The following is a 14,121-nucleotide window of genomic DNA, read 5'->3' as shown; positions in this document are numbered from 1 at the left end:
TGCTTACACTTCGGACAACAATACCCTTGAGGCCACTTCATTTTATACAGGTGCTCATGGCAAGCTTCTTCAGTTTGAAACTTTTTATGAAATTCGATAAGGTTCATCGATTCTTGTTTTGCCATAGAAACCACTCCCGAACGTATGTTTGATTTCATTATACCAAACATTCGTTCGTGTTGATAGGGGTTCCTGAGCAAACTGGATAATCAAATTAAACTAAATACCGTTAGTGAAATAAGCTGAATGTCGATTTATTTTGCGTGCTCGACTACCCATTCTACCGGAGTTACCCTTATAAATTTCTTATATGCTTATTTCCGTAGTATCTACTTGACTAATTTAGTGTTATATAAACTTAATGAATAATTTTTACCATTGACGAGGTTTTCCGCTATTTGTTTAATAACGACTGCAGCGCGAAATTCATGCAGGTCAGGAATCAATAAGTCGGATACCGCGATCCATTTACTATCTATGATCTCATTTTCTTCTAATTGAAGGGCACCGCCAATAATTTCACCGGTAAAATGAAACATAATGACTTGATTATTTGTGCTGCTAATAAAATTATAAACGCCCGTTGTCCCCGTAAGTGTGACATCATATCCGGTTTCTTCTTTTACTTCTCTACGTGCAGCATCTAGGATATCTTCACCCGGTTCTATCCTTCCAGACGGAAAGTTCCATTTATTCCTGGCAATCAGTTTGTTTTCTTTTATTATCAAAACCTTGTCTTCTCGAATGATAGATACACTAGCAACCAAAACAATTCCGGTTTGTGGCATATTTCTCACCTCTCCTTCTCATCATTCCCCATTACAATTTCTAATGATAACTACCCAATAAATATACTTAGGCTGCCGGTTGTTTCCATTGCAGCCTCGTCGAGTTGATTATGGTGCACTTGTTGCTTCGTCTATATCCAATAGGGCTAGCTACCCGATCAACTCTGGAAGGCTGGTCTGGTTCCGATGACGACGGTGGCGTCCAATTCTTCGGAACTGACCACTTGCGGGATCAGCCCGTTGTGAGCGAAGATCCCGACGGTCTGCGGCGCTTGCCGCTCGCTAGTCTCGATTAGCAGGTGACCTCCCGGTGCTAGCCAGAGCGGCGCTTCTGCCGCCACCCGTCGTTGGACGTCAAGCCCGTCCGTGCCTCCGTCGAGCGCCACCCGCGCCTCATGTAGGCGGGCCTCCGGAGGTAGCAGCCTGATCGCCTCAGTGGGTACATAGGGGACGTTAGCGACCAGGACGTCGACGCGGCCCCGCAGTATGGCTGGTAACGGCTCGTAGAGGTCACCTTCGTACACGTGACCACCGACGGCAGTGACGTTGCGGTGGGCACAACGCACCGCGGCGGGGTCGATGTCGACGGAGTGCAGCTCGATCCGTTCTAGGGAAGCGGCCAGCGCGGCACCCAATGCACCCGAGCCGCAGCAAAGGTCCACCACTACGGCACTTGACCGGGCAAGGGCGGCAGCCTGACTTACAAGAAACTCAGTGCGGAGTCGGGGTACGAAGACTCCCGGCTCCACTGCGATCCGCAGACCGCAAAACTCCGCCCAGCCGATGACATGTTCGAGGGGCAAACCAGCAGCTCGCCGATCCACCATGACGGCAAGGTCGTCCGGCGTCCGAGCTGCGGAAATGAGCAGCCGGGCCTCATCTTCGGCGAATACACAACCGGCGGCCCGAAGCCTGGTGACAATGTTTGAAAAAAGGGCATCTCCTTGAAAAACACCGCAAAAGTCCATTAATTTCCCTCATTTCAGAACGATAATATTTCACAGCACAATTCCGATAGACCCGTTTTCTTTCAGCACTACTTCTTCTTTAGAGAAAAATTGATATAAATCATTTTATACCTGTCGTACTTTGCTGGACAGATACAAATTCATTTTAAGAAACAATCCTGCCCGGTTTGTTCAATTATGAAGGCCACAGATGCATAATCGGTCATCTCCGTATCTTCCTATATATCATATTTAAGCTTGTAGTTGAGATTAGAATATCAAATATAGTATTGCCGAAGAGTAACAAGGCCGCCGATTGTCTCGGCAGCCTCTTGACCTTCGCCTCATGTTGCATACACAACACTACGCCAATCCAACTGACAAACTCATTTCTAAACAGTTCAGCTCTCAGTTTTGGCAAGTTTAGAACGCTAGAAATATAAGACTGGGCAAGACGGAATCCAAGGTCGTCTATGCTAAATGTCGGATGGCTGCGACGACGGCATGAAGCCCCGCAGCCCCTTGCCTCTTCAGCCCAGCTACCTCCTCGAAAAATTCGGTAGGAACCGTACACTTGTTCATCGTAAAGATCCCAGCACCATTCCCTAACATATCATACAGTCCCCATGCATTTGGTTCCTTTCTTCCTACTTCATGGATTTTGCCTCCCGAATTTTCATTATTATACCAAGCAATCTTCTCAAGCTCTCCGTATCTATAACCAGTAGTCCCTGCTTTGCATGCATATTGCCACTCCGCTTCTGTAGGAAGCCGATAGCCGTCTGCTTCCCAATCACAAATAATGGTTTCACCATCGTTATATATCGAATAACACTTTTTCAGTCCAGTTTTCTGTGAAAGTAGATTGCAAAAAGAAATTGCATCGTTAAAGAAATATTCGGTTCTAGATCTCCGTTAAAAGAAATAGGCGATTTATTTGTAATAGCATTGTATAGACCCGTAGTTACAGGATATCTGGCAAGGAGAAACGGACTTATTGTAACATTCCATTTGCTTTTTATTCGATCGTCTCTTAATTCTATTTCTCCCCTCGGAATTTTTGCCATTGGGTAGTCTATGTAATTCCTTCTTTCATTTGACACTCTACCTTCCTCCTAATAAACTTAGTTTTACAAATTTCACCTCGTTAACGACCGTTAAATCAATATAGGAATGACGTTATTTTTTTGCAAATACTGCCCGATCGTTTAACTACTAACTTGATGCTGAAAAAAAACTGATTTTGTACAAGCTTTGGGGAAAGATCATTCAGAATACGTAAATTTAAAGCCGGTAACCCATTAATATAGGGCTATCGGCTTTTTGTATTGACTTTATGGGATATAGAGAGTTGTTCAAGTAAACTGTGATTTTCCCGTCACTTCGTCGCTATCATTTTGTGGGACGAATGAATAAGACTAAAGGAGACCGCCGCAATAAATACAGCAATCGCGACGGATGCAGCCCCGATCCAACTGACCGCCAGCATCGATGAGCTTCCCGCGGCAACACCCCCAATTCCGGCAGCCGCGGCTATTCTGAACTGTAAGATGGAACCGAACAGGCTAAGCATGATTCCTGAAGCTTCTGGAGCGAGCAAGACCAGGTTATACTGGAGACCCGGGCCAGACGACCATACCGCCCACAAGTGATCGGGGGATACCGATCCGATCCGTCATGAATCCGCCGAACTTGGAACCTGTTAAGGTAGCGATGCCGAAGGCAAGAGGGCAACGCTCACTTCCCGTTCGCTCATTGGTGTAGCGGCTAGCAGGAAGGGGGCAATATACGAAAAGAGCACTGCATTTCCTAACTGCCAGAAGAACGTTACAACAAGGGCGATTACGATTTTCGAGTTCTTCAAAAGAGCGAGTTGAAGAAGCAGTTGCCTAAGGCACTGCTTCTTGTTTCGTAAAGATTACCATCATTTTAAATTTGTTACAGAGAATAAAAATAATTCAAAGTAAACATTATAATCATTAGAAAAAAAAACGGAGGTTAATGATATGAATGGACAACGTGCAACGGAGATAGCAGCTTCCCCAATTATGGCTAATGTAACCTATAATGGCATTCCGATTTACATTCAAAATGTTGATGAAAAAAATGAAACCGCCAGAATCTACCCACTTCATGAACCGGAAAATGAACAAGAGGTTCCTTTATACAGTTTAGAAGAGCATTAAAAAAAGGGGGCCGGTTTGGCCCCCTTATCTCAATTAAGAGTTAGTTTAGCGATCAAAACCAAAACATTCAATCGAGATCAATTATTTGGTTTGAGAGATTCCGTTAACGATTTGAGTCAGTGCCTCCCGGATTGGCGTAACCGGACGACCGAGAAGTTTTTCGAAATCTTTGCTCTCAATTTCTAGTGTGCCTTCTCGAATGCCTTTCTGGATGTCCACAAGAAAAGGAATGATGAATTCTGGTACGCCTGCGCCTTTCATGATGTCGGCATAGGTTGCATCATCGACCTGTTGCACAGGCACTTCCTTACCCAATACAGTGCCCACAGCAGATGCCATTTCTTCTTGTGTCATCAGCTTACCGGATAGTTCGTAGATTGTATTCTCGTGCCCGTTACCGGATATTACCGCTGCAGCAGCCTCGGCATAATCTTGTTGTAGTGCCCAGCCTACCTTGCCATTTCCTGCTGATGTCACCCAAGGAGTCCCAGCCAGGACACCTTGAATGCTGGAAACTTCATTCTCCAGGTACCAGTTATTGCGTAAAAAGGAATACGGAATGCCTGTTTTCAAAATGGCTTCTTCCGTTACCTGATGCGTTGGAGCAAGGAAGTTTTTACTTTCCTTTGCGTTCGCTAAGCTAGTATAAGCAATAAATTTAACACCAGCACGCTCTGCAGCAGTTACAGCATTTGTGTGTTGTCGAATTCTTGTTTCATTGTCCCCATCCGCAGAAATTATTAATAAGCGATCGATACCTGCAAAAGCAGTACCCAATGTTTCAGGACGGTCAAAATCTCCATGGCGAACTTCTACTCCACGAGCTCGTAACCCTTCCGCTTTCTCTGGATTGCGGACGCTGACAGCCAGTTGACTCGCTGGTACAGATTTCAATAACATCTCTACAACTTTCGTTCCCAATTTCCCTGTTGCGCCTGTGACTAAAATTTTCATCTTCTATTCCTCCAAATATGTTTTGTTGTAATTACTATTGTTATAACCTCACTAGTTACAACTAATATATAAAATAAAAGCTCTCTTAAAGGAGCTCTCATTTATTTTTTAGCATTCTCATAATTCTTCGGATTACAACAGGATTTGTATTTACGCTACCTGCAATGAAGTCCCCGGCACTTTTTTGCTTCAAGTGCATCTCTACCGTTGTAACCATTGTAGCTACTACCGAATGCTATGTCAATATCCGTACCATGAGTTGAGTAACCAGAACGGGAAACGGGAGGATCATGCGTTTAGTCTATGATCATATTTTTCCTTCAGACGCTTTATGTCTGCTCTGGGAGGAGAACCAAACATTCGAGAATATTCGCGGCTGAATTGGGATGCACTTTCATAGCCTACCCGGAATGCGACATCAGCGGCATCCGCTGACTCGGATAATAGAAGGCGCCGAGCTTCCTGCAATCGCAACTGTTTTTGAAACTGAATAGGGCTCATCGCGGTTACCTCTTTGAAGTGTCTGTGAAACGAAGAAATACTCATACTGGCTTTTTCTGCAAGCTCTTCAATTCGTAAAGGCTTATCAAAATTATTGATAATTTGTTCGATAACGTCCCTGATTCGATAGGTACTGCTTCCTTCCATTGCGATTTGCGCCAGCGCAACTCCATACTCCCCTTGCAGAAGCCTGTATAGAATTTCCTTTGTGTAGATAGGAGCAAGGAACGGAATGTCTTTGGGATTTTCCAGCAAACGAACTAATCTGAGTATCGCATCCAGAATAGATAACTCCATCTGGCCGACAAACATAGCTCGCTTAGCATTTTCTTTAGGGGTGATTTGAATTTCTGAGTCATTTAAAACCTCTAAAATTTGAATCTGAGTAAATTCAAGTTTAAAACTCAAATACGGAGCATCGGAAGAAGCCTTTATGATCTGGCCGATCACCGGCAAATTTATGGAGAAATAAGGTAGTCGGCAGGACCATACTCAAAACGCTCCTGTGCCAGCAATATCTCTTTCAAACCTTGAGCTATGAAACATAAGGAAGGCTTGTAAACTCTGTATACGGGCTCAGTCACATTAGAGTGGTGAATAAAATATAAAGATTGGATAGCGGTCTCGTAAACTCCGTTCCGACCCGAATGACGCTCAATCAATTTGAGGAGCTCATCCTGCTTTTTTAGTATTTCCTCAGACATAGGCTCCTCCTTGCTGTTTTATCTTTTTCAATTATAAGGCATATCCGTCTGTAGTGTTAGCGGTAATGAGAGGATTAGGCAATCATTTAAGACAAATGAGATACCGGTCTTTTTTTCATTTATTGGATAATAAGATTACGCCCTTTAACAATAACATGCAAAAACGCCTTAACAACATCTAACCAAGGAGGAGGACATATGACGCAGGCCAATGACCAGGTATGGTTTATTACGGGAGCAAATAAGGGCCTGGGCGCAGCAATCGCCAAGGAAGCCTTGGATAAGGGCTACAAAGTCGTCGCCACGGCGCGTAAAACGGAAGGGATTGAAAAAATTCTTGGCCACTCTCCGGACCTTTTGATCGCCAGCCTTGATATAACTAGTGAAGAGCAGGTGCAGTCTTCCGTTAACGCCTGTTTGGAACAGTTCGGACGTATTGATGTGCTGGTCAACAACGCCGGACACGCTCAGCTCGGGTATTTTGAAGAAATGTCTGAAGGGCTGATCCGACAACAGATGGAAACCAATGTGTTCGGAACCATGAAACTCACACGCGACGTGCTTCCGACGATGCGTAAGCAGGGTTCCGGCTGGATCATTGTCATCAGTTCCGCTTCGGGAATCAGGTCTGTTGAGGGCGGCTCCGTGTATAGTGCCTCTAAATTCGCTCTGGAAGGTTGGACCGAGGGCATGAGCATAGAACTTAAGCCTTTCGGCATCCAGTGTATGCTCGTTGAGCCGGGCCCATTCCGTACCGACTTTCTCAATGAAAAGACTTCCGTTATGTTCTCTGATATAGCGATCGACGACTACAAACAGCAGCGAGAAGCGATGCACTATAAATTCGTTTCGGGAGACCAAAAACAACCGGGTGATCCTGCAAAACTCGCCAAAGCGCTGATGACGGCGTTGAATGATTCTAATCCGCCTTTACGGCTGTTGGCCGGCAAGCGTGAAGGAGCAGCTGCCTTAGGCAAACTGCTCCTTGTTTCGTTCTTCGTCAGCTCAATATAGGTCGCCAGAATCCGTGTCTCTCATTTGTTGGTCAGCTATCATCCGAGCATTATGTATTTTTATGTTCTCCCTCTCCCGGTCAATTTGCCTCCGTTCGATCTTGGCTAATTTCCTTGCTATGGTTTCCAGCCTGTACACCACATAAATCGGAAAGAGTAAGAATAAAATTAAAACCGGCCAATTGACCAATATCATCGAGCTCCTTTATGATTTTTGGAGAAAACAGTTTACGATAGCTTATGACGCAGGCACCCTATCTTAAGTTCTGCTGTCTTCCTTTTTTTCTGTAACGGATGTTGAGCCAATTTTCGAATTTGTTTTCATTTTTGGACTATTATGATCGTTAATGAAGACAAAACATTTTCAAAATGGAGAGCGAACAAACACCTCTATGCACTATCCCGAATATACAGAAGCATAGGCATTTATCCCACGTATGCTTAATCTGTCCAACTTCGCAGAACCTGTAATATTTGCGAAATCAGAATAGGCACAAAGGAGTGTTTCAGGTTGATCGAAAAATCATCCCACTACTTTGCCCGCGGCAACACAGCGCGCGGAGCCCATTTCTTGTATAAATCCGCCTTTGATTGGCTGAATCAGATATTCGTCCTTACAGGGCCCCAGGGTACGGGGAAATCGACGGTCATTCGCAGCTTGGCGGATAACCTGCTGGAAAAAGGCCAGCACGTGCAATGCTTCCACTCCCCGCTTCGTCCCGACGAACTGGATGGCATCATTGCAACGGAATTGAAGGTTGGTATTGTTGATGGGCGAGTCTGCGAGGGGATCCCGAAGAACGAGGCGGGTGAAATCGTCGCCATCAACTTCGGGGAAGCACTTGACAACAGCCGTATTTTTCCTGAGCATCTAGGAACGATCGAAGAACTTAGAGGTCAGCTTGTTGATGCCTATTCAAAAGCATATGAAACGTTCTTAACAGCATTGCGGATTCATGACGAATGGGAAAAATATTATATTGAGAACATGGATTTCATGAAGGCAGACCAGATTTCGCAGGAATTGATTCAAGAACTTTACGCTGGTCACGAAAACGACACACCAACAATTGGGCGTCACTTGTTTTTTGGAGCTGCAACTCCGAAGGGCGCATTCGATTTTATTCAAAGCTTGACCGCACAGTTGGAGAGGCGGATTTTCATCAAAGGAAGACCCGGTTCCGGAAAATCGACACTGCTAAAGAAGCTTGCTGCCGCTGCCGAAAAGAATGGAATCGAAGTTCAAGTGTATCATTGCGGCTTTGATCCAAACAGCCTTGATATGTTGATTTTTCCAAAGCTAAGTACAGCCATCTTCGATAGCAATGCCCCTCATGAATATTTCCCTGATCGAGACGGGGATGAAATCTTGGATATGTATACGCTCACTATGGCCCCGGGTACCGATGAAGCATTTGCAGCCGAAATAGCCGCTATTAAAGAACGCTATTCTGCGAAAATGAAGGAAGCTACCGCCCATTTGGCGTTAGCCGAGGACATCGATTCTCAAATTAAGGCCTTCTATGTAGCAGCAACGAATTTTTCGATCGTAGAGGAACTCCGACTGCAATTACAGTCAAAATTGAATGAACTGCTCGCCCCATAGCAAGTTATAAAATAAGCGCCGACCAAAAGCGTTCTTTCTCTTACTTTCCTCACTGGGTTTAGCTGTCTCCCCGTCACTTGTGGTAAGGTTCCCCGTACATGATCTTAAACTATGCTCCCGTTAACGTAATGAAGCTGCCGTTTCTTCGCGCGGCAGCTTTGTCTAATTGTTTATTGAGCTAATGTATCCGTCCCTACCATGCAGCGCTAGCGCTGAACCACAGAATCATGAAATAATTTAACGGTCTTCAGCATCAACCAAATATCCCGAGCAAATTACCGAACTGGATCTGGACATGCGAAATTTTCAGGTTAGTTGAACGCCCTTCGCCATGCAGACCATGTATGAAGTAAATTGCCATATCTCGTTACCACATCTCAGTATCACCACTCCCAATAAAACATTAAGCTGCCGGTACAATCCAGCAGCTTGTTGAATTATTCGGCATCCGAGTTAAGGATCTGCACGTCGAAATGCGGTTTGATCGACAATCGCGGGTAGTCTTTGCGCCAATCCATAGACTTCCATATGTTCGGATGGTATGCCTTTAATTCCTTACCGATGCCGAGAACGTCGCAATTCGCTTTTTGCAAAGTCTTGATCGTTGCCACAGACACTACTTCCAGATGCTTGCTCAGTTCCTTCTCCATTCGATTCACGTAATCAGGTTTGAGCGTATGAACTTCTTGGCCAATATCAAAAACATTAATTTTCAATCGAACTCCGATGTAGACTTTCGGTAATCCGCTCGATTCAGGGTGAACGATGATCTTTGAACTATTTTTTTTGACGGAAAACCCATATTTGATGCCGTTCGAATGCCCGGTAAGCGGTTGTTTTCCCACGTTACTCCCCAATAGCTTTCCGATAAACTTTTGCCCTCCTTTTTCATTTCCTAACAGCAACATCAACATTCGGACTTGTTCTTTGCCGAGTTTCGCCTCTGTATTCTTACCTTGACGGAATAATAGGGCACCTCCGAATTCTATTCCCGAATCGGATTGTTTCACGAGTGGCAAAGCGATATCTTCCAACGGTTCTTCTCGGGATAATATAAAATGCATCATTGAAACGGTGGGCATGATTCCGTTCCTATCCAAGGACAAAATAAAATCGTTCAGCTTTTCCGTAAACGTTTTTTTAGAACCCGATATATTTTTCAGAAGTTTAGATACCGATCCGTCGAATACGACTACAGGGGTGTTGATTGACGTATAAGGTGCGCGAAGTAAAAAAGCCAGCTTTGGAATAGGATCATGTGAAGCGAACCTTTCGCTCATCAAATAGTTTCTCGTATTGATCGCTAAGAAAGGACCTTTATCAACGTATGCTCCTTGTCCTACCGCTTCGACTAAACTCGGTCCTTTGAGCTCCGTCGTCTCCGTAATCGGCTCCCCTTGTCCTTGGATGGCTTTTTTGAGCAACGTGACGACGAAATCAAGCACGACGTCGCCGCTCTTCTCGTCCAGGTCTAAACCGACCACATCCACCATATGAAGATCGCGCAGAGGCATTCGATCCCAACAACCGGTCAATAAAAGTAACATCAAAATTCCGATTACCGCTTTTTTCATCCTCCTGCCGCCGCCTTTCCCCGTGCCAGAGAAGCGACAAGCAGAATTGTCGGCACTAGGGCAATGGCAATTGCGGTAGCTGTATTATGATATACGCTAAATTTGAAAAGCCATTGACGGTCGGAGCCCCATAATCCGACCGTGAAGCAAACGATTGTCACAATCCATACGAGAAGAGGATGGTTACGGACTTCTTTGCCTAGGGCGAAAGCCAGATAACGGGCAGACAAAAACAAATAAACATAAACCGTTACCAACATCACAGCGAGCCAAACCGACATGAATACAATATCGAGACTTTGCACGACCGGCCATTTGAATTGACGGAGAATGAATACCATCGGCTCGGGAATGGAATCCAGTTGACTTTCGCTGAAGCTGTACGTCGCAATGACCGATATCAACACGTAAAAAAAGGTCGTAAATCCATTGGCCGCCGACATTGCGATCAAGAGCTCCTTCTGCTTACGGTATCTTACGAATGGAAAAACGTACAAGAGAAGATCATATCCAGCGTAAGCCCAAAAAGCAGGGAGAGCATCCTTCATAATCGGTCCGATTCCGTGAGTGCCGACTGGCAGAAAATGACGCCAATCCCCTTTTCCCGTTCCACTGATAAATACGATCACAAAGCAAATCGCAAACATGATCATAAACGTCTGCGTGATTGCAGTCATTGACCGAAGCGAAGATGAGGCGATATACGCGGCGATCCCATACATTATTCCGGTTATTACGAGCCAGGGGGTCTTAAATAACATCCATCGGCTGATGACATCGGAATAACCAACAATGACCATAAGACTAGACTCCGCGCAATAAGCGGCAAAAAGGACGTTTATGACCGATCCTAATTGTCTTCCTGCGATCGCGAATATATACTGGGGCAACGACCGATCGGCATATCTCTTTCCAAGCCAATAGATGATCAGGATGGCCGCTTGAGCGATCGCTCCCCCTATCAGTACGGACATCCATGAGTCGTAACCCGAATGGCGGGATTCTTCATAAGGGATCGTTAAAACGTGAACGCCGACTTGCGTCAGAATAACGAGGCAAAAAAGCTGCTTGACGGATATCTTTTCCAAATGGATCATTTGGTCCATCCCCTAGGATCTCTTATTCTCGTCTCGTCTTGCGCCAAGCTTTCCTTCGAGCGTTTTTTCAAGCTCCCGAGTGGTCCTCTGAGAAACGTATCCTTGATCGTGTCACTGCTAAGCCCCGAATAAAAGTACGGAATACCCATCGTGTTCAGACGTGCCAAATGCGTCAGCACCAACATAAATGAAAGCACCAAGCCGATCAACCCGAATATCGCGGACAAGACGATGAATGGGTACGATAATAATCGCGCCGCGCTCCTCATTTCGTAAGCAGGAATAACAAAAGAAGAAATGGCCGTAAACGCTACTACGACGACCATCATAGTGGAGATCAGATTAGACTGAACCACGACGGTACCGATGACGACACCGCCGACGACGCCGATCGTCTGGCCGACCGGGTTTGCGAGACGGACGGTTGCCTCCCGCAAGATTTCGAGTGTGACCAGCATAAATATCGCTTCGAGTACGGCAGGCATCGCGATGTATTGCATGGAGCTTTGCAGCGTCAGCGCGATTTCGAACGGGATTATGCGGGGATCGAAAGTGACAAGAGCCACGTAAGCGCCGGGCAAACTGATCGCGATAATAAAGCAGACGATCCGAAGAAACCGGAAGGTGCTGCCGATCAGCCAGCCAATTTGGTAATCGTCGGGGCTTTGGAAGAACGCCCAGAAAGAAACTGGAACGATGAGGCAATCCGGAGAACCGTCGGCCAAAATCGCGATTTTCCCATCCATCAGGTAAGACCTTACCCTGTCTGTTCTTTCGGACACAAGTATTTGTGGAAACAACGAGTTTTTTTTATCTTGGATTAACTCTTGGAGAAAACCGGGCGCTTCTACGTAATCGATGTCGATGCGGCCGATTCTTCGATCAAACTCCTTTAACACGTCTTTATTGGCGAGCGAATTTAAATAAAGTACGGCGACTTTCGTATTCGATCTGCGGCCAAGCTGATAATGCTTTACGGCAAGATCGGGTGTCGTGATCAGTTTGCGCATCAAATTGATATTTGTATCCAGGTTTTCGATCAAAGCTTCGTTGGAACCGCGCAGCACCCGTTCGTTCACCGGAGTGTTGATTGAACGTTCTTTTTTAAGCTCTGTTCCAAGTAAATAGAACTTCGCTTCGCCATAGAATTGGAGCACCGTCTTCCCTTCGACCAGCGCTTTCGACGCAACCGAAAGAAGCTCCGTCTCGCTGTAATCCAGAATGGACACGGCTTCACGGACGGTGACGTCCGTATGACGAAGCAAAGGGCGGATAATATGGTCTTGCACCACGGCAAGCTCGATCATGGTATCCAAATAAAAAAGCCGATAACGGCGGTCACCGGCCGCGAAATCGCTCGTTTTGAAGTCGGAGCTTTGAGACAACAGTCCTTGCAGCGCTTTCTCATTTTTTTCTAGAGACGGGTCGGCTTTCATAATAGGTCACTCCTCTCCAAAACGAGTAGTTTAACCTATTTTTCCCATCAATACCTTTCCTATTCATTCTGAAGCAGCTCAAACTGTCGCGGGCCTGCTCGATGGGTGTTATTTTTTTACTACCGTTTTGCTGAGTTTCTCTAACTCCTAATCTTTGACTGCTGCGATCAAGAAGAACATTGGGCGACGGATTTCCTCTTGCCAGGCGGGATTCTTGGCCAGCATTTCTTGGGTCGGCTGAAGTTCGGAAAGCTTCAAAATCCTGAAACCGGATTCAATTAGTGCATTAATATGCGTGGCGACGATTCGATGGTATTTGATGACATCATTATCCAGAAATCTTGCCTGCCGTGGACCTTCATTATGGTAATCGTCGACAGGCCAATGCATTTTCTCGCCTTGCAGACCGTAATGCCAGTCTTGTGCAGCGAGTGCAGTGAAAATAGGATGTTCAACCGAAAGCACGAAGGTGCCCCCAGATATAAGACAGTGATGAACCTTCCGACAGATGATGTCAAAGCGCTCAACATAGTGGAGTGCAAGAGAGCTTATCACCACGTCGAATTCTTCTGCGGCAAAGTCGATGTCTTCGATCGCGAGATGGCGATACTCGATCTCTGAATCGTTGGTCATAGCTCTGGCGCGTTCTAACATATTCTCTGAAAGGTCCACACCTACCACCGACCTGGCCTGTTGTTCACGCGCATATCGGCAATGCCAGCCGAAGCCGCAGCCAAGATCAAGTACCTTTTTATCGCGCAGTTCAGGTAACAACGCACGGAAGGCCGTCCATTCCCCGGCAGCATCCAGTCCGCCGATGGAACGAGGCATCTGACTGTAATTCGCGAAGAATCCTGAATCATCATATTTGTTCTGTTTCAAAATAACCGAAGCCTCCTAGCTTGATCTTGTTTTTCGCCTTGCCTTCAAAAGTTGTTATGGTACTCCATATTGTCCCTACGCAGTACTTTACCATCAAACTATAAAAAGCACCTATTGCAAAATTAATTCTATTCGTTAATTATTTGTTCCTGAGGATCATAGATTGAAAATGCGGCTTTCCGGCTTCTAACGGAATCATCTTAAAGTAATATAAATCAATTTGATTATCCAACTAGCTCAGGATAGGTGATCGTCGTTGCCGAAAGACAACAATGAACTAGCCGGTTGAATAATTCACTCTTGACCTCACGTCGGTTAAACCGATAGCAAAATTCATCGAGATACGCCTGTAAATGTTTTGAATCTAATCCGTGATAAGTTCCGCCAATAAAAGCTTTTGCATTTGAAATAATCGTGTGAAGCCATCTCAGAT

General features: G+C 45.5%; 13 protein-coding genes and 2 pseudogenes. 3 read left to right on the top strand and 12 right to left on the bottom strand.

Annotated elements, in window-relative coordinates; translation table 11 throughout:
* The 5 genes and pseudogenes from O9H85_RS38170 to O9H85_RS36915 all read right to left on the bottom strand — a co-directional run.
* Positions 1–107, bottom strand: a 107-nt coding sequence (locus tag O9H85_RS38170) for a transposase (protein WP_409348271.1), incomplete at its 3' end; no start/stop codon positions are given.
* A gap of 222 nt (positions 108–329) precedes the next feature.
* Entirely contained in the window at positions 330–788 is a 459-nt protein-coding gene (locus tag O9H85_RS36930; protein WP_269886305.1) for an NUDIX hydrolase, read from the bottom strand.
* 158 nt (positions 789–946) lie between these two features.
* On the bottom strand, positions 947–1,756 hold the full coding sequence (locus tag O9H85_RS36925; protein ID WP_269886304.1) for a putative protein N(5)-glutamine methyltransferase: 810 nt from the start codon (positions 1,754–1,756) through the stop codon (positions 947–949).
* A 421-nt stretch (positions 1,757–2,177) separates the two neighbouring features.
* Positions 2,178–2,802 (bottom strand): annotated as a pseudogene (locus O9H85_RS36920) (formylglycine-generating enzyme family protein); the annotation flags it as partial.
* 311 nt (positions 2,803–3,113) lie between these two features.
* The gene (locus tag O9H85_RS36915; RefSeq protein WP_269886303.1) at positions 3,114–3,308 is read right to left on the bottom strand and encodes a hypothetical protein; all 195 of its coding nucleotides are present in this window, start codon (positions 3,306–3,308) and stop codon (positions 3,114–3,116) included.
* Between the two features lie 433 nt (positions 3,309–3,741).
* Here O9H85_RS36915 and O9H85_RS36910 point away from each other — a divergent pair, with 433 nt between their 5' ends.
* Complete coding sequence (locus O9H85_RS36910; protein WP_269886302.1) at positions 3,742–3,921, top strand: small acid-soluble spore protein H; 180 nt, start codon at positions 3,742–3,744, stop codon at positions 3,919–3,921.
* Positions 3,922–4,002: 81 nt separating this feature from the next.
* Here the strand turns inward: O9H85_RS36910 and O9H85_RS36905 are convergent, their stop codons facing one another.
* Both O9H85_RS36905 and O9H85_RS36900 read right to left on the bottom strand, forming a co-directional pair.
* Positions 4,003–4,875 carry an SDR family oxidoreductase gene (locus O9H85_RS36905; RefSeq protein ID WP_269886301.1) on the bottom strand — a complete coding sequence of 291 codons (873 nt, stop codon included), beginning with the start codon at positions 4,873–4,875 and terminating at the stop codon, positions 4,003–4,005.
* A gap of 288 nt (positions 4,876–5,163) precedes the next feature.
* A pseudogene (locus O9H85_RS36900) lies at positions 5,164–6,080 on the bottom strand (AraC family transcriptional regulator N-terminal domain-containing protein).
* Positions 6,081–6,278: 198 nt separating this feature from the next.
* On the opposite strand from O9H85_RS36900, the gene O9H85_RS36895 reads away from it, so the two are divergent.
* Both O9H85_RS36895 and O9H85_RS36890 read left to right on the top strand, forming a co-directional pair.
* Positions 6,279–7,094 carry an SDR family oxidoreductase gene (locus O9H85_RS36895; protein WP_269886300.1) on the top strand — a complete coding sequence of 272 codons (816 nt, stop codon included), beginning with the start codon at positions 6,279–6,281 and terminating at the stop codon, positions 7,092–7,094.
* 510 nt (positions 7,095–7,604) lie between these two features.
* The gene (locus O9H85_RS36890; RefSeq protein ID WP_269886299.1) at positions 7,605–8,699 is read left to right on the top strand and encodes a hypothetical protein; all 1,095 of its coding nucleotides are present in this window, start codon (positions 7,605–7,607) and stop codon (positions 8,697–8,699) included.
* 437 nt (positions 8,700–9,136) lie between these two features.
* Here the strand turns inward: O9H85_RS36890 and O9H85_RS36885 are convergent, their stop codons facing one another.
* The 5 genes from O9H85_RS36885 to O9H85_RS36865 all read right to left on the bottom strand — a co-directional run.
* On the bottom strand, positions 9,137–10,246 hold the full coding sequence (locus O9H85_RS36885) for a Ger(x)C family spore germination protein (RefSeq protein ID WP_457920783.1): 1,110 nt from the start codon (positions 10,244–10,246) through the stop codon (positions 9,137–9,139).
* A 23-nt stretch (positions 10,247–10,269) separates the two neighbouring features.
* Positions 10,270–11,370 carry a GerAB/ArcD/ProY family transporter gene (locus O9H85_RS36880; protein ID WP_269886297.1) on the bottom strand — a complete coding sequence of 367 codons (1,101 nt, stop codon included), beginning with the start codon at positions 11,368–11,370 and terminating at the stop codon, positions 10,270–10,272.
* Positions 11,367–12,806, bottom strand: coding sequence for a spore germination protein (locus O9H85_RS36875; protein ID WP_269886296.1), 1,440 nt, complete (start codon positions 12,804–12,806; stop codon positions 11,367–11,369). Before O9H85_RS36875 ends, O9H85_RS36880 begins: the two co-directional genes overlap by 4 nt.
* Before the next feature lie 147 nt (positions 12,807–12,953).
* On the bottom strand, positions 12,954–13,688 hold the full coding sequence (locus tag O9H85_RS36870; protein ID WP_269886295.1) for a class I SAM-dependent methyltransferase: 735 nt from the start codon (positions 13,686–13,688) through the stop codon (positions 12,954–12,956).
* A 224-nt stretch (positions 13,689–13,912) separates the two neighbouring features.
* On the bottom strand, positions 13,913–14,121 hold a 209-nt coding region (locus O9H85_RS36865; RefSeq protein ID WP_269885096.1), incomplete at its 5' end, for a transposase.

This window comes from Paenibacillus gyeongsangnamensis, from assembly GCF_027533625.1.
GTDB lineage: Bacteria > Bacillota > Bacilli > Paenibacillales > NBRC-103111 > Paenibacillus_G > Paenibacillus_G gyeongsangnamensis.
This window is presented reverse-complemented; position numbering and strand designations above follow the sequence as displayed.

Coding starts and splice junctions, on each gene's coding strand:
- O9H85_RS36895 (WP_269886300.1), top strand. CDS start 6,279: ATGACGCAGGCCAATGACCAGGTATGGTTTATTACGGGAGCAAATAAG.
- O9H85_RS36905 (WP_269886301.1), bottom strand. CDS start 4,875: ATGAAAATTTTAGTCACAGGCGCAACAGGGAAATTGGGAACGAAAGTT.
- O9H85_RS36875 (WP_269886296.1), bottom strand. CDS start 12,806: ATGAAAGCCGACCCGTCTCTAGAAAAAAATGAGAAAGCGCTGCAAGGA.
- O9H85_RS36910 (WP_269886302.1), top strand. CDS start 3,742: ATGAATGGACAACGTGCAACGGAGATAGCAGCTTCCCCAATTATGGCT.
- O9H85_RS36885 (WP_457920783.1), bottom strand. CDS start 10,246: ATGTTACTTTTATTGACCGGTTGTTGGGATCGAATGCCTCTGCGCGAT.
- O9H85_RS36930 (WP_269886305.1), bottom strand. CDS start 788: ATGCCACAAACCGGAATTGTTTTGGTTGCTAGTGTATCTATCATTCGA.
- O9H85_RS36880 (WP_269886297.1), bottom strand. CDS start 11,370: ATGATCCATTTGGAAAAGATATCCGTCAAGCAGCTTTTTTGCCTCGTT.
- O9H85_RS36915 (WP_269886303.1), bottom strand. CDS start 3,308: ATGCTTAGCCTGTTCGGTTCCATCTTACAGTTCAGAATAGCCGCGGCT.
- O9H85_RS36925 (WP_269886304.1), bottom strand. CDS start 1,756: ATGGACTTTTGCGGTGTTTTTCAAGGAGATGCCCTTTTTTCAAACATT.